This is a genomic window from Halomonas sp. RT37, from assembly GCF_040070525.1.
Lineage (GTDB): Bacteria > Pseudomonadota > Gammaproteobacteria > Pseudomonadales > Halomonadaceae > Halomonas > Halomonas litopenaei.
In genome coordinates, this window is the sequence record NZ_CP098827.1 from 4,433,071 (window position 1) to 4,456,728 (window position 23,658).

Annotated in this window: 18 protein-coding genes, 1 tRNA gene and 3 rRNA genes; 13 read left to right on the forward strand and 9 right to left on the reverse strand. The window is 62.4% G+C overall.

The window, feature by feature from the left end; translation table 11 throughout:
* Positions 1-46 precede the first annotated feature (46 nt).
* The 3 genes from NFG58_RS19330 to NFG58_RS19340 are packed head-to-tail and all read left to right on the forward strand — an operon-like array spanning position 47 to position 2,700.
* Positions 47-1,186, forward strand: a complete 1,140-nt coding sequence (locus NFG58_RS19330) for an aminotransferase class I/II-fold pyridoxal phosphate-dependent enzyme (RefSeq protein ID WP_348827183.1) — start codon at positions 47-49, stop codon at positions 1,184-1,186.
* Between the two features lie 21 nt (positions 1,187-1,207).
* A complete protein-coding gene (locus NFG58_RS19335) occupies positions 1,208-2,362 on the forward strand; it encodes a Na+/H+ antiporter NhaC family protein (protein ID WP_348827184.1) in 1,155 nt (384 codons plus the stop codon).
* Positions 2,257-2,700: a Na+/H+ antiporter NhaC family protein gene (locus tag NFG58_RS19340; RefSeq protein ID WP_348827185.1), complete on the forward strand. Its 444-nt coding sequence runs from the start codon at positions 2,257-2,259 to the stop codon at positions 2,698-2,700. Before NFG58_RS19335 ends, NFG58_RS19340 begins: the two co-directional genes overlap by 106 nt.
* 145 nt (positions 2,701-2,845) lie before the next feature.
* Here NFG58_RS19340 and NFG58_RS19345 read toward each other — a convergent pair whose 3' ends face one another.
* From NFG58_RS19345 to tyrS, 6 genes are all read right to left on the reverse strand, one after another.
* On the reverse strand, positions 2,846-3,409 hold the full coding sequence (locus NFG58_RS19345) for a type 1 glutamine amidotransferase domain-containing protein (RefSeq protein WP_108449166.1): 564 nt from the start codon (positions 3,407-3,409) through the stop codon (positions 2,846-2,848).
* A gap of 975 nt (positions 3,410-4,384) precedes the next feature.
* Positions 4,385-4,500, reverse strand: a 5S ribosomal RNA gene (rrf, locus tag NFG58_RS19350).
* A 94-nt stretch (positions 4,501-4,594) separates the two neighbouring features.
* Positions 4,595-7,482: ribosomal RNA gene (locus tag NFG58_RS19355) — 23S ribosomal RNA — on the reverse strand.
* Positions 7,483-7,682: 200 nt separating this feature from the next.
* Positions 7,683-7,758: transfer RNA gene (locus tag NFG58_RS19360), tRNA-Ala, on the reverse strand.
* Positions 7,759-7,871: 113 nt separating this feature from the next.
* Positions 7,872-9,409: ribosomal RNA gene (locus tag NFG58_RS19365) — 16S ribosomal RNA — on the reverse strand.
* The 16S, 23S and 5S rRNA genes sit together here with 1 tRNA gene alongside, the layout of an rRNA operon.
* An 882-nt stretch (positions 9,410-10,291) precedes the next feature.
* The gene (gene tyrS, locus NFG58_RS19370) at positions 10,292-11,494 is read right to left on the reverse strand and encodes a tyrosine--tRNA ligase (protein ID WP_045993280.1); all 1,203 of its coding nucleotides are present in this window, start codon (positions 11,492-11,494) and stop codon (positions 10,292-10,294) included.
* A gap of 178 nt (positions 11,495-11,672) precedes the next feature.
* Here tyrS and NFG58_RS19375 point away from each other — a divergent pair, with 178 nt between their 5' ends.
* Positions 11,673-12,806, forward strand: a complete 1,134-nt coding sequence (locus NFG58_RS19375; protein ID WP_348827186.1) for an anhydro-N-acetylmuramic acid kinase — start codon at positions 11,673-11,675, stop codon at positions 12,804-12,806.
* 29 nt (positions 12,807-12,835) lie between these two features.
* Here NFG58_RS19375 and NFG58_RS19380 read toward each other — a convergent pair whose 3' ends face one another.
* Entirely contained in the window at positions 12,836-13,942 is a 1,107-nt protein-coding gene (locus NFG58_RS19380; protein ID WP_213229420.1) for a type IV pilus twitching motility protein PilT, read from the reverse strand.
* A gap of 66 nt (positions 13,943-14,008) precedes the next feature.
* Between NFG58_RS19380 and NFG58_RS19385 the strand changes: the two genes are divergently transcribed.
* The 7 genes from NFG58_RS19385 (at position 14,009) to NFG58_RS19415 (ending at position 19,948) form a co-directional block, all read left to right on the forward strand.
* Positions 14,009-14,704, forward strand: a complete 696-nt coding sequence (locus NFG58_RS19385) for a YggS family pyridoxal phosphate-dependent enzyme (RefSeq protein WP_045993282.1) — start codon at positions 14,009-14,011, stop codon at positions 14,702-14,704.
* A 78-nt stretch (positions 14,705-14,782) separates the two neighbouring features.
* Positions 14,783-15,607: a pyrroline-5-carboxylate reductase gene (gene proC, locus NFG58_RS19390; protein ID WP_108132181.1), complete on the forward strand. Its 825-nt coding sequence runs from the start codon at positions 14,783-14,785 to the stop codon at positions 15,605-15,607.
* A 20-nt stretch (positions 15,608-15,627) separates the two neighbouring features.
* Complete coding sequence (locus NFG58_RS19395; protein ID WP_045993284.1) at positions 15,628-16,221, forward strand: YggT family protein; 594 nt, start codon at positions 15,628-15,630, stop codon at positions 16,219-16,221.
* Positions 16,222-16,284: 63 nt separating this feature from the next.
* Entirely contained in the window at positions 16,285-17,460 is a 1,176-nt protein-coding gene (locus NFG58_RS19400) for a homoserine O-acetyltransferase (RefSeq protein WP_045993285.1), read from the forward strand.
* Positions 17,450-18,046 carry a methionine biosynthesis protein MetW gene (gene metW / locus NFG58_RS19405; protein WP_045993286.1) on the forward strand — a complete coding sequence of 199 codons (597 nt, stop codon included), beginning with the start codon at positions 17,450-17,452 and terminating at the stop codon, positions 18,044-18,046. The genes NFG58_RS19400 and metW overlap by 11 nt, the downstream gene beginning before the upstream one ends.
* A gap of 107 nt (positions 18,047-18,153) precedes the next feature.
* Positions 18,154-18,624, forward strand: a complete 471-nt coding sequence (locus NFG58_RS19410) for a DUF4426 domain-containing protein (protein ID WP_162816430.1) — start codon at positions 18,154-18,156, stop codon at positions 18,622-18,624.
* Positions 18,614-19,948, forward strand: coding sequence for a sigma factor (locus tag NFG58_RS19415; RefSeq protein ID WP_348827187.1), 1,335 nt, complete (start codon positions 18,614-18,616; stop codon positions 19,946-19,948). The genes NFG58_RS19410 and NFG58_RS19415 overlap by 11 nt, the downstream gene beginning before the upstream one ends.
* Positions 19,949-19,973: 25 nt before the next feature.
* Here the strand turns inward: NFG58_RS19415 and sfsA are convergent, their stop codons facing one another.
* Together sfsA and NFG58_RS19425 are read right to left on the reverse strand one after the other, a co-directional pair.
* On the reverse strand, positions 19,974-20,735 hold the full coding sequence (sfsA, locus tag NFG58_RS19420; protein ID WP_348827188.1) for a DNA/RNA nuclease SfsA: 762 nt from the start codon (positions 20,733-20,735) through the stop codon (positions 19,974-19,976).
* A complete protein-coding gene (locus NFG58_RS19425) occupies positions 20,732-21,898 on the reverse strand; it encodes an aminotransferase class I/II-fold pyridoxal phosphate-dependent enzyme (protein ID WP_348827189.1) in 1,167 nt (388 codons plus the stop codon). The genes sfsA and NFG58_RS19425 overlap by 4 nt, the downstream gene beginning before the upstream one ends.
* A gap of 283 nt (positions 21,899-22,181) precedes the next feature.
* Here NFG58_RS19425 and dksA point away from each other — a divergent pair, with 283 nt between their 5' ends.
* Both dksA and gluQRS read left to right on the forward strand, forming a co-directional pair.
* Positions 22,182-22,619, forward strand: a complete 438-nt coding sequence (gene dksA, locus NFG58_RS19430) for an RNA polymerase-binding protein DksA (protein ID WP_045993290.1) — start codon at positions 22,182-22,184, stop codon at positions 22,617-22,619.
* 118 nt (positions 22,620-22,737) lie between these two features.
* Entirely contained in the window at positions 22,738-23,655 is a 918-nt protein-coding gene (gene gluQRS / locus NFG58_RS19435; protein ID WP_124805259.1) for a tRNA glutamyl-Q(34) synthetase GluQRS, read from the forward strand.
* Positions 23,656-23,658 lie beyond the last annotated feature (3 nt).

Consider the following 23,658-nt stretch of genomic DNA (forward strand, 5'->3'; position numbering starts at 1 on the left):
CAGACAGGCTGATAGCTCAATCCACCCTGCTTGCGGAGACCGCACCGTGGACCCACAGGATCGCCATATCTGTAGTCACGCCTTCGAACAGCGCCAGGATCATCACGGCGCCGTGGCACCTCCCGTCTACCAGACGAGCATCTTCACCTTCCCGGACCTCGAAAGCTTCAGCCGCGCACAGCTGGCCGAACGCGAACGCTTCATCTATAGCCGCGGGCTCAATCCCACCGTCAAGTTGCTGGAGGACAAGCTGGCGGCGCTGGAACGTGGCCAGGCATGCAAGGCCTTTGCCTCCGGCATGGGCGCCATCTCCGCCACGCTATTCTCGCTGCTGAAGCACGGCGACCACGTCCTGCGCATCAACCAGACCTACGGGCCGAGCGTCGAGTTGCTCGACCATATGGCCCGCTACGGCGTCAGCCACGACGGTATCGCCGGTGACCAGCAACTGACCGACCACCTGCGGCCCGAGACCCGCCTGATCTACATCGAGAGTCCGTCGTCACTGCGCATGGAGCTGGCAGAGCTCGAGGCTATCTCCGCCATCGCCCGGAAACGCGGCATCCTCACGCTGATCGACAACACCTGGGCCACCCCGCTGTTCCAGAAGCCGCTTACCCACGGCATCGATGTGGTGGTGCACTCGCTGTCGAAGTACATCGGCGGGCACAGCGACGTGGTCGGCGGCGCAGTCATCGCCGACGCCGAGCTGATCGACAGGCTCTTCGCCAACGGTCACCAGTTGCTGGGGGCCGCCCTGTCGCCCCACAGCGCCTCGCTGATCCTGCGCGGTCTACGCACCCTGCCGGTGCGCATGGCCGAGCATCAGCGCAACGCCTTGGCGGTCGCCCGTTTTCTCGCTGACCACCCGCAGGTCGCAGCGGTGCATCACCCGAGCCTCGCCAAAGGCGCCGCCGCCGACTGGGCCGCCCGCCAGCTGCACGGCCATTCGGGCCTGCTCAGCTTTGCGCTTCACCACCCCAGCTACTCGCGCATCGCGAACTTCATCGACGCCCTCGAACTGATGCGTATCGGCGTCAGCTGGGGCGGCTACGAAAGTCTTGCGCTGTCTCCCATGCGCCCCGACGGCAGCGGACAACCGCTGATTCGCCTGGCCATCGGGCTTGAACACATCGACGACATCATCGACGACCTCGAGCGGGGGTTCGCCGCGCTCGAACGCTGATCACCACGAGGAGGACATCCCATGCCAGCCATACAACGACAACCTGGACTTGTTCCATCCCTGATCCTGCTGACCGCCATCGCCTTCGCCATCGTCTACGGCATCGTGGTGGCGGGCCTACCCACCGAACTGGTGCTGATCACCCTGGGCGCCGCCGCCACCCTGTTCAGTCTGCTGCACGGCGGGACCTGGGAAGGCGTCATGGACATCATGGGCAACAAGGTACGCACCGCCCTGTCCGCGCTACTGGTGCTCTACAGCATCGGTATCATCATCGGCACCTGGATGATCTCGGGCACCATTCCCTACTTCATCTACCATGGCCTGGAGCTGATCGATCCCCGCTACCTGTACGTCATGGCGTTCTTCGGCACCGCCATCGTCTCCACCTTCACCGGCACCTCCTGGGGCTCCGCCGGGACCCTGGGGGTGGCCATCATGGGCATCGCCGCGGCCATGGACATCAACCTGGCGATCACCGCCGGCGCGGTGCTCTCGGGCGCCTACTTCGGCGACAAGCTGTCGCCGCTGTCGGACACCACCATCATGGCTTCCATGGTGGTAGGCGAAGACCTGTACCGACACATCCGCCACCTGATGTACACCTCACTGCCCGCCAGCGTGGTGGCCGCTGTGGTCTACCTGATACTCGGCCTCAACATGGACCTGGCAGAGGGCACCCCGGAGGCCATCGCCGCCAGCGCCGAGACCATCGGCGGGCTCTATCAGCTGAACCTCCTGTTGCTGCTGCCGGTAGCCATCGTGCTGTTCGGCTCGGTGCGCAAGAAGCCGACCCTAGTGGTACTGTTCCTGGCCTCGGCCTGCGCCGCCCTGCTGGCGATACTGCTCCAGGGTGCCAGCCCCGAGGCGGTGGCCAAGGCCGCAGTATCGGGCTTCAACGTCAGCCTGCTGGCCGGCTTCAACCCGGGCCTGGACGTCGCCACCCTGCCCCCGGCACTGGTCAGCCTGCTGAACCGTGGCGGGCTCTACAGCATGCACGGAGCAGTGCTGTTCGCGCTGTGCGCCTTCTTCTTGCCTCGGCGCTGGAGGCAGCCGGCATCCTCAAGGTCGTGCTCGATCGCAGCCTGGCCTACGTGCGCTCCGCCCGCGGCACTATCCTGGCCTCGCTGGCGGCCAGCAGCACCATCATCCTGGCCACCGGCAACAGCTACGTAACCTTCTTTTTGACCCGTGAGCTGTTCGCCGAGCAATATCGCAAGCGAGGCCTGCACCAGCTCAATCTGTCGCGCAGCATGGAAGACGGCGGCATGATTCCCGAGCCACTGGCCCCCTGGACCGTCTCCGCCGTCTACATGGCAGGCACCCTGGGTGTCGCCACCCTGGACTACGCTCCATGGGCGCTGTTCAATTACCTGGGTATCGTCTTCTCGATCCTGCTGGCCATGATCGGGCCCTGGACCGGCTGGTTCGGCGTAAAGCGCATCGAGCCCACTGGCGAGGAACAGACCGATTCGGTCACTCCATCAATGAACGCTTCTTCCACCGTCAAATAGGCCCGTCGAACCAGCCCTTCGAACGAGCCCGTCGAACTGGCTCGGCTACATCACCAGCCAACACCACCTCAACACGCAACAGGCCCCCGGCGACCAAGTCGCCGGGGGCCTGTTGCGTTCCGCCAGGTTGCTGTATCGAACAGCGTCAGGCGTGCTGCTTCTCGTGACGCCCTTCGTGGATTTCCTCGACCAGCTTGTGGCAGAAGATATCCAGATCATCAGGCTTACGGCTGGTCACCAGGCCGTTATCCACCACTACCTGCTCGTCGACCCAGTCGGCGCCTGCATTGCGCAGATCCTGTTCGACACTCGGGTAGGAGGTCAGCCTGCGACCTTCGACCACCCCGGCGTTGATCAGGATCCAGGGGGCGTGGCAGATCGCTGCCACCGGCTTGTGAGCCTGGAAGAAAGCATTGACGAAGCTCAAGGCCTTCTCGTCCTGGCGCAGGGCGTCGGGATTGAACAGGCCGCCAGGCAACACCAGAGCGTGATAGTCATGTTCGCTGACATCATCCAGGGCCACGTCGACGTCGTAGGTGTCACCCCAGTCGTTTTCTGCCCAGGCCTTGATGCCCTTGGCCTCCGGGGAGACCACGTGCACCACGATGCCCTGCTGCTGAAGCTTCGCCTTGGGTACCGCCAGCTCCGACTCCTCGAAACCGTGGGTGGCGAGAATCGCGACACGTTTGCCTTCCACTTGCTGCGTCATGACATCCTCCATGGATCGATAAATTAGACAATCGACTTTATCTGTCACGTGCTTGTACAAGATGGAGGTCCAGCCGCCGTGCTTCAACCCGCGTATCGCACAAGCCTAAATCAAGTTTGTCGGTCGCCACTCTCCCCTTCTGGTGGAAGATTCTGGTGATAGCGCTGGCTCAGCTGCTCGATGACCAGACTTTACAAAACGAAGGCCCAACTCCTCCTGGAATTGGGCTTCTTCTGAATAAATGCCTGACGATGACGCTTAGACAACAAGTCCGCTCGCATGGGGGTGAGTCACCCCAGCGCTCTTCACAAGGGCTGCAGCGAAGCTGCAAGGGGGACGAACGACGCGAGCCCCCCCCTTGAGAAGAGCCAGGCCGGACCGCACCGCGGGGGCGGCGGCGCGGCCCCACAAATAAAAAGCGGGGCTGAACTTGTAGAGAGCCATGCATGCGCTCTTTACAAAAAGAAGGCCCGACTATCTCTCGATAATCGGGCCTACTTCTGAATAAATGCCTGACGATGACGCTTAGACAACAAGGTCGCTCGCATGGGGGTGAGTCACCCCAGGGTTTGCAGCGAAGCTGCAAGGGGGGACGAACGACGCGAGCCCGCCCTTGAGAAGAGCCAGGCCGGACCACACCTCGGGGGCGGCGGCGCGGCCCCACATATAAAAAGCGGGGCTGAACTTGTAGAGAGCCATGCATGCGCTCTTTACAAAAAGAAGGCCCGACTATCTCTCGATAATCGGGCTTACTTCTGAATAAATGCCTGACGATGACGCTTAGACAGCAAGGTCGCTCGCATGGGGGTGAGTCACCCCGAGCTTTTGCAGCGAAGCTGCAAGGGGGGACGAACGACGCGAGCCTGCGAGCGGCCGGACCGCACGCAGTGCGGCCCCACATATAAAGAGCGGGGTCTGCCCCATGCATACGAAAAAGCCCAACTCCTCTCGGAATTGGGCTTCTTCTGAATAAATGCCTGACGATGACCTACTCTCGCATGGGGAGACCCCACACTACCATCGGCGCTGAGCGGTTTCACTTCTGAGTTCGGCAAGGGATCAGGTGGTTCCCACTCGCTATGGTCGTCAGGCGGAAAAAGGCAATGTATATCATGCTGACGATACGTTTCATCGTATCCGTCAATTGATTCGAGACATCATCGACCAAAACCCTTTGGGTGTTATATGGTCAAGCCTCACGGACCATTAGTACCGGTTAGCTCAACGCCTTGCAGCGCTTCCACACCCGGCCTATCAACCAGCTGGTCTTGCTGGGTCCTTTAGGAGGCTCAAGGCCTCAGGGAGATCTCATCTTGAAGGGGGCTTCCCGCTTAGATGCTTTCAGCGGTTATCCCGTCCGTACATAGCTACCCGGCAATGCCACTGGCGTGACAACCGGAACACCAGAGGTACGTCCACTCCGGTCCTCTCGTACTAGGAGCAGCGCTTCTCAAATCTCCAACGCCCACGGCAGATAGGGACCGAACTGTCTCACGACGTTCTAAACCCAGCTCGCGTACCACTTTAAATGGCGAACAGCCATACCCTTGGGACCGACTTCAGCCCCAGGATGTGATGAGCCGACATCGAGGTGCCAAACACCGCCGTCGATGTGAACTCTTGGGCGGTATCAGCCTGTTATCCCCGGAGTACCTTTTATCCGTTGAGCGATGGCCCTTCCATACAGAACCACCGGATCACTAGAACCTACTTTCGTATCTGCTCGACGTGTCTGTCTCGCAGTTAAGCACCCTTATGCTCTTGCACTCACTGCACGATTTCCAACCGTGCTGAGGGTACCTTCGTGCTCCTCCGTTACTCTTTGGGAGGAGACCGCCCCAGTCAAACTACCCACCACACACGGTCCTCGAACCGGATTACGGTCCTGAGTTAGAACGCCAATGATGCCAGGCTGGTATTTCAAGGTTGGCTCCACCCCATCTGGCGACAGGGTTTCAAAGCCTCCCAGCTATCCTACACAAGCAACATCAGCGTCCAGTGTGAAGCTGTAGTAAAGGTTCACGGGGTCTTTCCGTCTAGCCGCGGGTACACAGCATCTTCACTGCGATTTCAATTTCACTGAGTCTCGGGTGGAGACAGCGTGGCCATCATTACGCCATTCGTGCAGGTCGGAACTTACCCGACAAGGAATTTCGCTACCTTAGGACCGTTATAGTTACGGCCGCCGTTTACCGGGGCTTCGATCAGGAGCTTCGCGTGAGCTAACACCATCACTTAACCTTCCGGCACCGGGCAGGCGTCACACCCTATACGTCCGCTTGCGCGTTTGCAGAGTGCTGTGTTTTTAATAAACAGTTGCAGCCACCTGGTATCTTCGACCGCGTCAGGCTCCGGTCGCGAGGACCTTCACCCTAATGCGGCGTGCCTTCTCCCGAAGTTACGGCACCATTTTGCCTAGTTCCTTCACCCGAGTTCTCTCAAGCGCCTTGGTATTCTCTACCTGACCACCTGTGTCGGTTTGGGGTACGGTCTCACAGTATCTGAAGCTTAGAGGCTTTTCCTGGAAGCGTGGCATCGATGACTTCCTGACCGTAGTCAGTTCGTCTCGCCTCTCGGCCTTAAGGATCCGGATTTACCTGAATCCTCAGCCTACCGGCTTTCACCAGGACAACCAACGCCTGGCTCACCTAGCCTTCTTCGTCCCCCCATCGCAATACTGTGAGGTACGGGAATATTGACCCGTTTCCCATCGACTACGCCTTTCGGCCTCGCCTTAGGGGCCGACTCACTCTGCTCCGATTAGCGTCGAACAGAAACCCTTGGTCTTCCGGCGGGGGAGTTTTTCACTCCCCTTGTCGTTACTCATGTCAGCATTCGCACTCGTGATACCTCCAGCATGCTTCTCAACACACCTTCATCGGCTTACACGACGCTCCTCTACCGCTCGCCATTCGGCGAACCCGTAGCTTCGGTACCTGGTTTGAGCCCCGTTACATCTTCCGCGCAGGCCGACTCGACTAGTGAGCTATTACGCTTTCTTTAAAGGATGGCTGCTTCTAAGCCAACCTCCTAGCTGTCTAAGCCTTCCCACATCGTTTCCCACTTAACCAGGATTTCGGGACCTTAGCTGACGGTCTGGGTTGTTTCCCTTTTCACAACGGACGTTAGCACCCGCTGTGTGTCTCCCACGCTTGCACTCACCGGTATTCGGAGTTTGCCTCGGGTTGGTAAGTCGGGATGACCCCCTAGCCGAAACAGTGCTCTACCCCCGGCGGTGATACGTGAGGCGCTACCTAAATAGCTTTCGAGGAGAACCAGCTATCTCCGGGCTTGATTAGCCTTTCACTCCGATCCACAAGTCATCCAAATCTTTTTCAACAGATCCTGGTTCGGTCCTCCAGTTGATGTTACTCAACCTTCAACCTGCTCATGGATAGATCGCCCGGTTTCGGGTCTATTTCCAGCGACTGGTCGCCCAGTTAAGACTCGATTTCTCTACGCCTCCCCTATACGGTTAAGCTCGCCACTGAAAATAAGTCGCTGACCCATTATACAAAAGGTACGCGGTCACCAAACAAGTTGGCTCCCACTGCTTGTACGCATACGGTTTCAGGATCTATTTCACTCCCCTCTCCGGGGTTCTTTTCGCCTTTCCCTCACGGTACTGGTTCACTATCGGTCAGTCAGGAGTATTTAGCCTTGGAGGATGGTCCCCCCGTCTTCAGTCAAGGTTTCACGTGCCTCGACCTACTCGATTTCACAACACTCAGGTTTCGGTTACGGGGCTATCACCCACTATGGCCAGATTTCCCAATCTGTTCACCTACCAGTTGTGTTGCTTAAGGGCTGGTCCCCGTTCGCTCGCCGCTACTAGGGGAATCTCGGTTGATTTCTTTTCCTCGGGGTACTTAGATGTTTCAGTTCCCCCGGTTCGCCTCTCATGTCTATATATTCAACATGAGATACCCAAGTTACCTTGGGTGGGTTTCCCCATTCAGAGATGTCCGGGTCGCAGGTCGTTTGCCACCTCGCCGAACCTTATCGCAGGCTTCCACGTCTTTCATCGCCTCTGACTGCCTAGGCATCCACCGTATGCGCTTCATCGCTTGACCATATAACCCCAAAGGGTCTGTCAATCGATGATGTCACGACAATTGCCGGATACGCTTGAAACGTATCTTACTTTGTCAGCATGATATACATTGTTAAAGAGCGTTAGAGCAAAAGCTCTAAGCGAGAGACTTGATACCGCCTGATGGCGAACAAGTATCTTGCTTAGAACTTGACGACTGTTTTACTCGAAATCGAGAAATGGTGGAGCCAAGCGGGATCGAACCGCTGACCTCCTGCGTGCAAGGCAGGCGCTCTCCCAGCTGAGCTATGGCCCCATACTACAAGGGTCCAGCTACTCTAGCCTCGAGCGTTGACCCTTCAGTCGCTACTCTTGCTTGATCAGGTAATTCATTGTGAGCACTTACCGACAGTCAGATGACGTGTCGTTTAAGGAGGTGATCCAGCCGCAGGTTCCCCTACGGCTACCTTGTTACGACTTCACCCCAGTCATGAACCACACCGTGGTGATCGCCCTCCGAAGTTAGGCTAACCACTTCTGGTGCAGTCCACTCCCATGGTGTGACGGGCGGTGTGTACAAGGCCCGGGAACGTATTCACCGTGACATTCTGATTCACGATTACTAGCGATTCCGACTTCACGGAGTCGAGTTGCAGACTCCGATCCGGACTGAGACCGGCTTTATGGGATTAGCTCCACCTCGCGGATTCGCAACCCATTGTACCGGCCATTGTAGCACGTGTGTAGCCCTACCCGTAAGGGCCATGATGACTTGACGTCGTCCCCACCTTCCTCCGGTTTGTCACCGGCAGTCTCCCTAGAGTTCCCGACCGAATCGCTGGCAAATAGGGACAAGGGTTGCGCTCGTTACGGGACTTAACCCAACATTTCACAACACGAGCTGACGACAGCCATGCAGCACCTGTCTGAGAGCTCCCGAAGGCACCAATCCATCTCTGGAAAGTTCTCTCGATGTCAAGGGTAGGTAAGGTTCTTCGCGTTGCATCGAATTAAACCACATGCTCCACCGCTTGTGCGGGCCCCCGTCAATTCATTTGAGTTTTAACCTTGCGGCCGTACTCCCCAGGCGGTCGACTTATCGCGTTAACTGCGCCACAAAGCTCTCAAGGAGCCCAACGGCTAGTCGACATCGTTTACGGCGTGGACTACCAGGGTATCTAATCCTGTTTGCTACCCACGCTTTCGCACCTCAGCGTCAGTGTCAGTCCAGAAGGCCGCCTTCGCCACTGGTATTCCTCCCGATCTCTACGCATTTCACCGCTACACCGGGAATTCTACCTTCCTCTCCTGCACTCTAGCCTGACAGTTCCGGATGCCGTTCCCAGGTTGAGCCCGGGGCTTTCACAACCGGCTTATCAAGCCGCCTACGCGCGCTTTACGCCCAGTAATTCCGATTAACGCTCGCACCCTCCGTATTACCGCGGCTGCTGGCACGGAGTTAGCCGGTGCTTCTTCTGTGAGTGATGTCCTCCCTCGAGGGTATTAACCTCAAGGCTTTCTTCCTCACTGAAAGTGCTTTACAACCCGAAGGCCTTCTTCACACACGCGGCATGGCTGGATCAGGCTTTCGCCCATTGTCCAATATTCCCCACTGCTGCCTCCCGTAGGAGTTCGGGCCGTGTCTCAGTCCCGATGTGGCTGATCATCCTCTCAGACCAGCTACGGATCGCAGCCTTGGTGAGCCGTTACCTCACCAACTAGCTAATCCGACATAGGCTCATCCGATAGCGCAAGGTCCGAAGATCCCCTGCTTTCCCCCGTAGGGCGTATGCGGTATTAGCCTGGGTTTCCCCAGGTTATCCCCCACTACCGGGCAGATTCCTATGCATTACTCACCCGTCCGCCGCTCGACGCCTCCTAGCAAGCTAGGATCGTTTCCGCTCGACTTGCATGTGTTAGGCCTGCCGCCAGCGTTCAATCTGAGCCATGATCAAACTCTTCAGTTTAAAGCCTGATAGTCCGTTAAGCGGACCAAACTTGGCTCAAGGTTCAAACGTCTCGTTTGACGAGTCGCTTGCCTTGATATTTCAGTGACAGTGCCACTGACTCATCGGCAAGCGCCCACATGAATTACCTGATCAAATTATTAAAGAGCGTCTCGCTTTGCTGCGCCGCAGCCCGAATCGTTAACCCGAGCCCTTGTCACAGCGCCCTGCGAGGAAGGCGTATTCTACAGAATCGAAGCGTTTCGTCAAGGCTTTCTTTTTTCGCCGTGCAAGCGATGCCTGCAGGACCCAAGAGAAAGCGAAGCGAGCCTGACGCGCATCCTGCGATGCCGTTTTGGCGACTCCGATCGAGTGGCGAGCATTTTACCGATTTCTCGTTGCCCGTCAAATGGAGAATTTTTCGAAGACTTGAAAAAGCCTTTTCAAAACAATCACTTTACCACCCTTCACCGCCTGTGACGTTTGCTCGTCGCCGGCAGCGGATGCGTACTTTACGGATCGGGGCCGGCCTTGGCAAGCACTTCGTGTAAAAAAATTTCACGCCGGCGTCATCACATCGTCATGAGCCAGAAGCCTCCAACACCCACCCCCTACTTCACGTCTCTACTGCGCTATTCCAGACCAGTACTCCATAGCTGATTGGTGCAGCGAGCCGGCCTGTCCTTTCACTTCCCGCTGCGCCCCCGGAAGCCTCGCCTGTCGTTGCCAAGCCACCCTTGCTGCGCCAGCCCTGGCCTTCGCCTGCCCCACGACTCGCGCCTTCATGTTACCCACAGCCATCTTCTCGCACCCGCCTGTGGACAGGTCGCAGGCAGGCGGGTGGCAAAACGAAGGACGCCCGCCAGTGGCGAGCGTCCCGGAAGCGATGGTCACACCGGCGGATCAGCCGCGCAGCGTCACTCTGGCGTAACGCTTCTTGCCGGCCTGGATGACATAGCTCTGGCCGAGCGCCAGCATCAGATCCTTGGCCACCACTTCGCCATCGACGCGCACACGCCCATTACCCAGCATGTCCTTGGCCTGGGCGCTGTTGTTGGCAAGTCCCGAGCGATTGAGCACTGCCGCAATCGGCGCCTGATCGCTGCCTTCAAAGACCACCTCGACCTCGGGCAGGTCTTCGGGCAGCTCACCTTCCGCCAACTGGTTACCGGCGCTTCGGTGTGCGTTCGCCGCCGCTTCATCACCGTGATAGCGGGCAATCAGCTCGCGCGCCAGCTCCATCTTGATGTCACGAGGGTTGTCACCGCGCTCGATCCGCGCGCGCAGATCCTCGATGGCGGCATTGTCCTTGAGCGACAAGAGTTCGAAATAGCGCCACATCAGGCTGTCGGGCATCGATACCAGCTTGTTGAACATCGCCCCCGGCGCTTCGTCGACGCCGACATAGTTGCCCAGCGACTTGGACATCTTCTGCACGCCGTCGAGGCCTTCCAGCAGCGGCATGGTAATGACGACCTGGGGCTCGAGACCGAAGTGCTTCTGCACCTCGCGGCCCATCAGAAGGTTGAACTTCTGGTCGGTTCCACCCAGCTCGATGTCAGCCTTCAAGGCGACGGAGTCATAGCCCTGGACCAGCGGGTAGAGGAACTCGTGTACCGAGATGGCCTGGCCACCCTTGTAGCGCTTTTCGAAGTCATCGCGCTCGAGCATCCGCGCCACGGTGGTCTGACCGGCGAGTTCGATCATGTCAGCGGCGCTCATTTCGGAGAACCACTCGGCGTTGAAGCGAACCTCGGTCTTGTCGGGATCGAGGATCTTGAACACCTGCTCCTTGTAGGTCTGGGCGTTGGCCTTGACCTCGGCCTCGGTCAGCGGCTTGCGGGTGACGTTCTTGCCGGTGGGGTCACCGATGCGTCCGGTGAAATCGCCGATCAGAAAGATGACCTCGTGGCCGAGATCCTGAAACTGGCGCATCTTGGTCAACAGTACGCTGTGGCCCAGGTGCAGGTCCGGCGCGGTCGGATCGAAGCCCGCCTTGATTCTCAGCTTGCGCCCGGAAGCGAGCTTTTTCTTCAGCTCATCCTCCAGCAGAATCTCGTGCGTGCCGCGCTGAATCAGCGCAAGGGCCTCGTCCACATCGCTCATGGTATTCACTCCACTTATCAATTCGGCTTTCCAGCTCGGCTTGGCTTGGTCAATCGGCCCTTGCGCGGACATCGACGCCCCCGTCAGCAGGGGCACGTCGTCGCGGCGCCGGCGCCAGGTATAGACAGTGGCGGGGATGTTACCATGAACCTTTCCACCGGTTGAGATGACAAGGCCCATGCAACGCTTCATTGGACTGATGTCGGGCACCAGCATGGACGGGATCGACGCCGCCCTGGTGCGCTTTGACGCCACAGGCACGGCAGCTCTGGAGGCCAGCGTCGGCATTCCCATGCCGCAGGCTCTGCGTGAGCGGCTGTGGCAACTGGCCCACGCCGATCAGGTCAGCTTTGCTGACCTGGCCTGGGCCGAGGAGGCTTTCTGCCAGTGCCAGGCCGAGGCAGTCCAGCGATTGCTCGAGCAACAGGGACTTGAACCCGAGGACATCGCTGCCATCGGTAGCCATGGGCAGACCATCGAGCATGCCCCCTACGGCCACCAGCCAGGCTCGCCCCCCTATACATTGCAACTGGACAATCCCAGCCGGCTGGCCGAGCTGACTCGCTGTGCCGTGGTCGCCGACTTCCGCCGCCGCGACCTGGCCGCAGGTGGTCAGGCCGCGCCACTGGCACCGATCTTCCACCAGCAGGTATTTCGCCACCCCGAACGCTGGCGGCTGGTGCTGAACCTTGGCGGCATCGCCAACCTGACGCTACTGCCGCCGACCTCGGACCCGCGTGCTCCACTGGGCTTCGACACCGGGCCTGCCAATGCCCTGCTCGACGCCTGGCACCAACGCCATCGCGGCACCCACTTCGACGCCAACGGCGATTGGGCTGCCGGCGGCCAGGTGGATACCGCGCTGCTCGAGCGTTGGCTGGCAGAGCCCTACTTTCACCGCCCACCGCCTCGCAGCACCGGGCGTGAGCTGTTCTCTCTCGACTGGGCAGAGGCGCAGTTGAACGGTTCAGAGTCACCACAGGACGTCCAGGCCACCCTGGCGGAACTCACTGCCACCAGCGTCGCCCTGGGCATCGAGATGGCGCGGGAGCACTTTACCGCCCCTGCCTCCCTCGACCTGGTGCCCTGCGGCGGCGGTTCACGCAACCTGGACCTGCTGGCACGCCTTGCGCGCCAGCTGCCGGAGGCTACTCTACTGGACAGCGAATCCCTGGGCTGGCCGGCCGACTGGCTGGAAGCCGCCGCCTTTGCCTGGCTGGCCCATGCCCGACTGAATCTGCAACCCGGCAACCTGCCGTCGGTCACCGGCGCCAGCGCAGAGCGCGTGCTCGGCGGGCTCTACGCCCGCTAAAGGGTAACGACTGGCTCTGAACCACCGCTTCACCCCCAGCCTTCGCCCTGGGGGCTCACCCAGCCCTCGTTCTGCCCGCCGCTCCAGCCGGCGCTCGGCGCGCTATCGACCAGAGATTCACGCGTCAGGCGCCGGGCATCCTCCGGCGCCACCTCGCCACAGGCCACCAGTCTCGCCAGGTCGGCGTCCAGGGTCTGCATGCCGGCCTGGCCGCCGGTCTGCATCGATGAGTAGATCTGGGCCAACTTGTCCTCGCGGATCAGATGACGGATCGCCTGATTGATCAAGAGGATCTCGCGTGCCGCCACTCGCCCGCCCCGGCTGCTGGGCAGCAGCGCCTGGGAGACGACCGCCTGCAACGACTCCGACAGCATGGTCCGCACCGCATTCTTTTCATCACCCGGGAAGGCATCGATGATCCGATCGATGGTCTTGACCGCGGAGGCGGTATGCAGGGTGGCAAATACCAGATGCCCGGTCTCGGCCGCGGTCATGGCCAGGCGCGCCGTTTCCAGGTCGCGAATCTCTCCGACCAGAATGACGTCGGGATCCTCGCGCAGGGCGCTGCGCAGGGCGACGGCAAAGCCCTCGGTGTGGCGGTGTACCTCACGCTGGGACACCAGCGCCTGCTGGCTGTGGTGGATGAACTCGATGGGATCCTCGATGGTGAGGATATGGTCGCGACGGTGGCGGTTGATATGGTCGATCATCGCCGCAAGCGTAGTGCTCTTGCCGGACCCGGTGGGCCCGGTCACCAGTACCAGGCCCCGCGGCAGGGCGACAAGACGTTCGAAGATCTCGCCCATCCCCAGCTCCGAAAGCGTCGGGATACGATCGGGGATGGTACGCAGGACCGCCGCCGCCCCGCGCTGCTGGACGAAAGCATTGACGCGATAACGCGACAGACCCGGTATCTGGTGGGAAAAGTCGGCCTCGTGGGTGCGCGAATACTGCTCGCGCAGCTCCTCATCCATCAACGACTCGAGCAACAATCTGACCTGACCATCGCCCATCGGCGGGCCAGGCAGACGCTCCAGTTCACCATTGACGCGCATCACCGGTGGCAGTCCCGCCGACAGGTGCAGATCCGAGGCGCCCTGCTTTGCCGAGAGTGCCAGCAGTTCGGTAATATCCATGGGCTTACCAGGCTTGAACCCCCGACTCGGGGGCAGGGAGCCCCACGATAGGACAGACCCAGGCCGATGACCACGACGATTGCCGAATCCTTGACCCAAGCCCGGACACGCCTGAATCAGGCACTTGCAAAGGCGGGAAGAGCGCCCGACGCGGCCCTGCTGCTGGCGGTCAGCAAGACCAAGCCAGCCGACATGATCCGGGATGCCTATGCCCTGGGCCAGCGCGACTTCGGCGAGAACTATCTACAGGAAGCGCTGGATAAACAGGCCCAACTGGGCGACTGCCCTGGCATACACTGGCACTTCATCGGACCGCTGCAATCCAACAAGACACGTGACGTGGCCAGCCATTTCGACTGGGTACATGGTGTCGATCGTGCCAAGATCGCTCAGCGCCTGAGCGATCAGCGCCCGGATGGCCTTCCCGCACTGAATATCTGTCTGCAGGTCAACGTCAGCGGCGAAGCAACCAAATCAGGCGTCAGCCTGGAGGAGCTGCCTGAGCTGGCGAGCCTGGCGGCGGCGCTGCCTCACGTGCGTCTGCGCGGATTGATGGCCATCCCGGCCCCCAGCGAAGACCCAGAAGCGCAGCGCGAGCCCTTCCGGCTACTGGCCGAGGCCTTGTCATCGCTGCGTCGAGAGCTGCCGGACGCACCGCTGGACACCTTGTCCATGGGCATGAGTGCCGACCTGGAGGCCGCCGTCGCCGAGGGCGCCACCATCGTGCGCCTGGGCACCGCGATCTTTGGCTCGCGCCAGTGAGCCCGTCGCCACGACAGGCCTGGTGACGCTACCCTGTTTGTCCGAATATCCAATGCCCTACCCTTCAAGGAGCCCCGCATGGCCAGCAACGTGACCTTTATCGGCGCCGGCAACATGGCCAGCGCCATCTTCGGCGGCATGGTGCACAGCGGCTACCCAGCCGATGCCATCACCGCCACCGCCACCCGTGACGCCACCCTGGCGCCGCTCGCCGAGCGCCTGGGCATCCATACCACCACCGACAATCTGGCGGCGATCGAGCACGCCGACGTGGTCGTACTGTCGGTCAAGCCACAGATCATGCGCCAGGTGTGCGAGACTCTACGGGATTCGGTGCAAAAGCGTCGGCCGCTGATCGTGTCGGTGGCGGCTGGCCTCAGCGCCGAGACCTTGGAACAATGGCTGGGTGGCGGCCTGGCGGTGGTCCGCTGCATGCCCAACACTCCGTCGCTGGTCGGTGCCGGCGCCTCCGGGCTGTATGCCAACCCGCGCGTCAGCGACGAGCAGCGCGCCCTGGTCGGCGAGCTGATGACGTCCGTCGGCATCATCGAATGGGTCGAAGACGAAGCCCTGCTGGAAGCGGTCACCGCCGTCTCGGGTAGTGCACCGGCCTACTTCTTCCTGATGTTCGAGGCCATGGAAGAGGCCGCCGTCAAACTCGGGCTAAGCGCCGAAAGCGCTCGCCGACTGGCGATGCAGACCGCCTACGGGGCCGCCTCGATGGCGATGCAGAGCGACCGTGATCCCGGTGAACTGAAACGCAATGTGATGTCCCCGGGGGGTACCACCGAGAGGGCCATCGAATATCTGGAGCAGGCAGGACTGCGGCAGGCGCTCGACGGCGCCATGCAAGCCTGTGCCAAGCGTGCCCAGGAAATGTCTGCCGAACTCGGCAAGGGTTAATCAAAGACGGAGGAGCCCACATGGGCAGTCAACTGGGAAACGCTGGCCTGCTGCTGGTCAACACCCTGATCAACATCTTCTTGTTCCTGCTGATGCTGCGCTTTCTGCTGCAGGCCTCGAAGGCGGATTACTACAACCCCTTGAGCCAGTCGGTGGTCAAGATTACCCAGCCGGTGGTGCGTCCCTTCCAGAGCGTGCTTGGCCCGGTGATGGGCCGCTTTGACCTGGCCACCCTGGCCGCGGGCTTTCTGGTCAAGGTGATCAGCATCATCATCCTGCTGCAGCTGGCCGGTGTCGGCATGCCGAGGCTCGATGGCCTGGCCATCGCCGGCGTCGCGGCCCTGGCCAGCGCGATCCTGAAGATCTACTTCTTTGCGCTGATCGTGATGATCATCCTCAGCTGGGTCGCCCCCAACGCCAGCCATCCCGGCGCGCTGCTGGTGATGCAACTGGTGGAGCCGATCATGGCGCCGGTACGCCGGGTGATTCCGCCGCTGGGGATGCTCGACCTGTCACCCATCGTGGTGTTCATCGGCATCAACCTGATCGATGGCATCGTGGTGGGCTCGCTGGTCCGGGCCGCCGGTATCTCCGGGATGCTGGTCGGGCTCTAGGCTCGACCAACGCTCGCGTACACGGCCACGACAACACCAACTTTCACTGGACACACACGACTGATGCCCGAGACGACTCGCGATTCGGTCGGACTGGTGACGCCGCAGGTGGCGCACTTCGACGACCCTCTGCCCCTGGTCTGCGGCAAGACGCTGCCGGCCTACGACCTGGTCTACGAGACCTACGGCACCCTCAATCAGGACCGCAGCAATGCGGTCCTCATCTGCCATGCCCTGTCCGGCCACCACCACGCCGCGGGTTATCATGACGAGGCCGATCGCAAGCCAGGCTGGTGGGACGCCCACATCGGTCCCGGCAAGTCCATCGACACCGATCGTTTCTTCGTCATCTCGCTGAATAACCTCGGCGGCTGCCACGGCTCCACCGGGCCTTCCAGCATCAACCCGGACACCGGCCGCCGCTGGGGGCCGGACTTCCCCATGGTCACCGTCTGCGACTGGGTCGACAGCCAGGTTCGCCTGGCCGATCGCCTGGGCATCAGCCGCTTCGCCGCCGTCGTCGGCGGCAGCCTGGGCGGCATGCAGGTGCTGCAGTGGTCACTGGCCTATCCGGAACGCATCGCCAACGCGGTGGTCATCGCCGCCACGCCCAAGCTGTCGGCGCAGAACATCGCCTTCAACGAGGTCGCGCGTCAGGCCATTCGCTCGGACACCGACTTCCACGACGGCCACTACGCCGATCACGAGACCCTGCCCCGTCGCGGACTGAAGCTGGCACGCATGGTCGGCCACATTACCTATCTGTCCGAAGACGCCATGGGTTCGAAGTTCGGCCGCGATCTGCGCAGCGAAGACCTCAACTTCGGCTTCGACGTGGAGTTCCAGGTGGAGTCCTACCTGCGCTACCAGGGCGACGCCTTTTCCACCTCCTTCGACGCCAACACCTATCTGCTGATGACCAAGGCGCTGGACTACTTCGACCCGGCCTCGTCCCACCAGGGCGACCTGGCCAAGGCCCTGGCCCCGGCTGAGTGTCCGTTCCTGGTGGTCAGCTTCAGCACCGACTGGCGCTTCCCGCCGTCACGCTCCAAGGAGCTGGTCAACGCCTTGATTCGTGCCGGCAAGTCGGTCAGCTACGCCAATATCGACTCGCCACACGGCCATGATGCCTTCCTGATGCCGGAGCCGCGCTATCAAGCGATCTTCGCCGGCTTCATGAGACGCGTCGCCGATGACCTCAAGCTGCCGTCACGCCAGGAGGCCGACCATGCGCTCTGACCTCACCCTGATTCACGGCTGGATTCCCGAGGGCGCCCATGTACTCGACCTGGCCTGCGGTGACGGCACCCTGCTGCACGCTCTGGCGCGCGACAAGGGCGTCACCGGATACGGTCTGGAGATCGATCCTGACGGCATCACCGCCTGTATCGAGAAGGGCGTCAGCGTCATCGAGCAGAACCTCGACGAAGGACTCGCCAACTTCGAGGATGACGCCTGCGATCTGGTGATCATGACCCAGGCGTTGCAGGCGCTGCGCCGCCCCGACCGCATGCTCGACGAAATGCTGCGGGTGGCCCGGGAATGCATCATCACCTTCCCCAACTTCGCCTACTGGCGCCACCGGGTCCATCTTGGACTACGCGGCTACATGCCGGTGTCCAAGTCGCTGCCCCACGCCTGGTACGACACCCCCAACATTCACCTGTCGACGTTCAATGACTTCGAGGCGCTGTGTCGTGACAAGGGGGTGACCATCGTCGACCGCGCGGTGGGCATCAAGGACCACGAAGGTAGACGGCTGTCACGGCTGTGGCCCAACCTGTTTGGCGAGATCGCGATCTTTCGCGTGAGCCGCGACGGCTGACACCTGGCGCGGGCGCGCCACAGGCCTCGGCGCGACAGGATGGGCCGAGGGTCAAGGCAGCAATGAGTCGGACGTCAGCAGGCAGGCCTGCTGCCAAGGAGCATGAGATGAACGTCAATCGAGCCAGCCACCGACGATACGCGCTCGCCTTGTCTCTGCTGGTGCTGCTGGCGCTGCAGGCATTGCCGACGGCGCCAGCCCAGGCCCAGCAGTTCGAGCGCTTCGGCGATATCGAGGCGCACTACAGCGCCATCACCACCGACTTTCTCCCCGAGGAGATGGCCCGCCGTCTGGATATCCAGCGCAGCCCGCACCAGGGTCTGGTCAGCCTCAGCGTTCGCGACGCCGATGGCCAGGCCCTCAACGTCGCCACCGAAGGCAGCGTCTCGGTGGTGGGCAAGCCCGGCGAGACACCTCTGGCCTTTCGCACCCTGCGGGAAGGCGATGGCATCTCGCGCTATGCCACCTTCGCCATCGACACCAGTGCGCCGATGCGCTTTCGGCTCTCGCTGCAGCTTGACCGCAACGCTTCCCCCGAGGCAGTCAGCTTCTTGAAACGGTTCTATCGTGACCAGTGATACCCTTTTCTCTTCGGCGCCACCCGTCACCTCGGCGGTCGGCGACGCCCTGAAAGAGTGCGCTCAGGGCGCCACCGGCGGCCTCGAGACCCTTGCCAGGCTGACGGTGCCGCACCTGACCGCCATCGCCCGCCACTTTCTCGACGCGCCAAGGGATGTCGAGGACGTGATCCACGACACCCTGGTGCTGGCATGGCACAACGTCTGGCGCTTCGACCCCGCCGCCGAGTCCCCCCATGCGTGGCTGATGCAGGTGTTCGCCTCGCGCCTGGCGAGCCAGCGCCTGGCGTTGGCCACACCGGCCGATGCCACGCCCTGGCGGCTCGATGTCGACCGCGTCGTTCTGCCGCCTCCGCTGACGGATGCCCAGCGCCCGACGCTGGACGCCTTGATGGCGCTGTACCAGCAGTTGCCTCCGGCGTCGGTGGATGATGCCCTGAAGGCACGGCTGTGCTGTGCCATCAGCCTGCTGGATGCCAGCCGCGACATGCCGCTGACGCCCGGCGGCGAACCCGCCGACCCCAGCCTGTACGATCCCAGCCTGGGCCCGCGCATGAGCCTGTCACGGCTGGCCCAGCGGGCCAAGGGACTGATCAATCGCTCGCTGACACTGCCGCTGGAGCACCTGGCCCTGCGCCTGTGGCTGTCCGAGGCCCCGGGCAGCCGGCCCCTCGAGGCCCGCGGCCTGCCCCGACGCGGCATCGAATCACGCTACGGCGAGGCCCTGGACGTCAGCGTCGACCCGCGTCGGCTGCTCAAGCAGATCCACTATCCACGCTCCTTCCCGGATCGGCGCGAGCGTCACCGGATCAGCGATCGCCTGTTATGGGACGGCGACTGGGATCTGTCGACGACCCACGCCCTGTCGAGCCGTCGCATGCACTTCATCGCCGACATCTGGGCACACCGTCGCGACCCAAGCCAGAGCCGCAGCTACCACCAGCTGGCCGAACGCCTGGCCAGAGGCAAGCCGGTGGCCTCGCACTCCGACGGCATGGTGCTGGATCGTCCCGAACGCATCCTGGCCTATCTGCGCCGTTACCTCCTGTACATGGAGGCCATGGCCTGTTTCGGCTTCGACAATGGCCTCGGCAAGGACCGTCTGGGCGCGGCGGTGGATCGGCACGGCGAGCTGGTCAAGATCAACAAGGGACTGCACCGCATGGCCATGGCCCAGGTGATCGGCATACCACGGGTCGAGGTGCGCGTCCGCGGCATCCATCGTCAGTGGTGGGACCAGGTCAGCGAGGGAGCCAAGGGCGACACCGCCATGCTGCGCGTCCTCGCGGCCCTGCCCGACTGCCGTCCGTCCGCAGCAGACTGAACCCGCCCCTCACAGAAGCGCCGATTCAGGCCTCGACGAACTGCGCCATCGGCCGCACCGGCAAGGCTGCATCCAGGGTCAGCGACAGTGGCCTGCCCTGGTCGTCTCGCCGGGCGCGGATGCGGTAGGCCAGCACCTCGACGCCCTCGGCCATCACCCGTCTCAGGGTATCGCCGTACCCCGGATCCAGGTGCATCGCCGGGGCGACATCGTCGATGCCCTCGTGGGCGACCAGGAACAGCAACACCGCTCGCTTCCCCTCGGCCACCAGCTGCGCCAGGCTTTCGAGGTGCTTGCGCCCACGTTCGCTGACCGCGTCGGGAAAGTAACCGTGGCCATCGCTTTCCTTGAGGGTGACCTGCTTGACCTCGACGAAGCAGCTCGGACGCTCGTCGTCATCCAGGCGAAAGTCCAGCCGGGCGTTGGCCACCTTGGCCTCGCGCTTGATCGCCGAATAACCCGTGAGTTCGGCCACCGTCCCCGAGCGCAAAGCCTCCTCGACGATCCGGTTGGCTCGTCCGGTATGCACCGAGGCCAACGCCGACGCAGCACCGGCCTGGGCGTCGCCAGACGGCAGTTCGATCAATTCCCAGGTCCAGGCCAGCTTGCGCGCCGGATTGTCGCTGGGGGACAGCCAGACCCGGGCGCCGGGGACATTGACCGCGCGCATCGAGCCGGTGTTGGGGCAGTGGGCGACCACCTCGCGCCCGTCGTCGAGGCGCACATCGGCCAGAAATCGCTTGTAGCGGCGCAGCAATACGCCGCCGACCAGGGTGGGGTAGTTCATGAGCCCTGCCGTGCCAGAAAACGTTCCAGACGCGCCAGGGCTTCCTGCAGACGCGGCACTTCGGTGGTAAAGGCGATGCGCACGTGGAGCTCGCCGCCCTGCAGGGCAAAGTCGGTCCCCGGGGTAATCGCCACGTTCTCCTCTTCGAGCAGGCGCAGGCAGAACGCCTGGCTGTCGTTGCTGTAGGCGGAGATGTCGAGCCAAAGATAGAAGGCCCCCTGGGGCGGCAGCGACGGTGCCAGGCCGAGCCGCGACAGCCCTTCCAGCAAGGCGTCCCGGCGTGTCTGGAGCTCTCGCCGGCGCTCCTCGAACAACGCCTGACACTCAGGGCTGAAAGCGGCCAGCGCCGCGTGCTGGGCCGGCGTGGAGGCGGCCAGGAAGACGTTCTGAGCCAGTCGTGTCAGCGGCTCCACTGCGTCCTCGGGCGCCACCAGCCAGCCCAGGCGCCAGCCGGTCATGCCGAAGTACTTCGAGAAGCTGTTGACGATAAAGGCCCGATCGCTGAGTGACGCCACCGACAGCGGCGCCATGCCGTAGTTGAGCCCCTGGTAGATCTCGTCCACCAAGAGTTCACCACCACGCTCGGCCACCGCGTCCACCACCGCGCCGAGCGCCGAGCGCTCGAGCACATGGCCGGTGGGGTTGGACGGCGAGGCCAGCATCGCCAGGCGCGTATCGTCGCGCCAATGCCGCGCGATCAGCTCGGCGTTCAGCTGCCAGCCGCTATCGGGCCCTACCGGCACCGCGTCTACCCGGGCGCCGGCCAGCGCCATGAAGTGGCGATTGCAGGGGTAGTTCGGGTCGGCCATCAGCACGCCGTCTCCGGGCCCCGCCAGCAATTGACTCGCCAGCAGCAGCGCCCCGGACGCGCCGGGGGTGACGATAATCCGCTCCGGCGCCACCTCGGCATCGAAGTGCTCACGATAGTGGCCGGCAATCGCCTCGCGAAGCGCAGGAATACCGGTGGCAGGGGTATAGCGGGTGCGTCCCTCGTCCAGGGCACGGTGGCCGGCCTCGCGCACCGCAGGTGGGGTCGAGAAGTCCGGCTCGCCGACCTCCAGATGGATCACGTCCTCGCCGGCCGCCTCGCGCTGCTGAGCGAGTTCCAGCAGATGCATCACACGGAAAGGGGCGACCCCTTCGACCCTGGCGTTAAAGCTCATGGCTTCCTCTCTTGATCGCGGCCCGCAGCGAACCCGAGCCCTGCTTGATGGTCCAATGGAGGTATTGAAACATGGAACCTGGTCGCCGTCCGTCACCGTCCAGGACGCCAATCATTGATCCGGGCGATGAAGGCTACGACTTTCGGGGATAAAACTGGTAGTTATCGCGCAAAACTATTGCACTACGGCCAAATATCCGCTAAACAACCTTCCCTTTGGCGTGAGATACCTTAGCCTAGCGTGGGGTATTGATCAGCAGTCACTAAAGTAATGAGGCAATCCCATGCCAGTTGCACAGAAAAAACCGGAAGCGCCCAAGAAGTTCATCCCGTACGAGCCGGCGGCGGGTGAAGAATACATGAACGAGAAGCAGCTCGAGCACTTCCGCCAGATTCTGCTTGGCTGGAAGCAGGAGCTGATGGAAGAAGTCGACCGTACTGTTCGCCATCTGCAGGAAGAGGCCAACAACTACGCCGACCCGGCTGACCGTGCCACCCAGGAAGAGGGCTTCAGCCTGGAGCTGCGGACCCGCGATCGCGAGCGCAAGCTGCTCAAGAAGATCAACGAGACCCTCGAGATGATCGATGAGGACGACTACGGCTTCTGCGATGCCTGCGGCGTGGAGATCGGCATCCGTCGCCTGGAAGCGCGTCCCACCGCCACCCTCTGTGTCGACTGCAAGACCCTGGCCGAACTGAAGGAAAAGCAGCTCGGCGGCTGATCCCCCCCCTCGCCGGACCTTCGACAACGGGCACCTCAGGGTGCCCGTTTGCGTGATCACCTGCCCCGCGGCTGCCTGTTCACGAGGGTTGCCTGTTCCCGATAGCGCTGGAGCCCCCATGCACCACGTCCATGGTCGCTTTGCCCCCACCCCCTCAGGACCGCTTCACGCCGGCTCGCTGGTGGCCGCGGTGGCGAGCTATCTGGATGCGCGTAGCCAGCAAGGCCGCTGGAGCCTGCGCATCGAGGATGTCGATCCCCCCCGCTGCCCTCCTGGCAGCGTCGATACCATCCTGCGCCAGCTCGAGACCTTTGGCCTCGCCTGGGACGGCGAGGTGCGCTACCAGAGTCATCGCCATGACGCCTATGCACGTGCCCTTGCGCGGCTGACCGAGCAGGGCATGGCCTACCCCTGCAGCTGCTCGCGCAAGCAGTGGCGGGACCACGGCATCTATCCAGGCTGGTGCCGCGACGGCGTATGCCAGCCCGAGGCCCCGCAGGCCTGGCGCCTGCGCAGCGACCTGGGGCAGCGCCCGGTCAGCTGGCACGATCGGCTGCAGGGTCTGCAGCGCTTCGACCCTGCCGCCCTGGGTGACGTCGTGCTCAAGCGCAAGGACGGCCTCTGGGCCTACCAGCTGGCGGTGGTGGTGGATGATATCGACCAGCACATCACCGACGTGGTGCGCGGCGCCGATCTTCTCGACAACACCCCCTGGCAGCTGCAGCTGCTCGAAGCCCTCGGTGCCGAGCCGCCGCGCTACCTTCACCTGCCGCTGGTGATAGGGCAGGATGGGCAGAAGCTGTCCAAGCAGAACCTGGCCCGACCGCTGCCCGAAGATCCCCGTGACGTACGCCGGCTGCTGCATGCCACCCTGGCACTGCTGGGGCAGTCCCCCGACCCGGCGGCGAGCGAGGCGCCGGTGGCCGAGCAGCTCGAGGCCGCCTGCCGCCGCTGGCGTCCTCGACAGATCCCCCGCGCAGACATCGCCTCGCAGGGGCTGCAAGTGGACGGCGACGACGCTGACACCAACGAGTGAGCC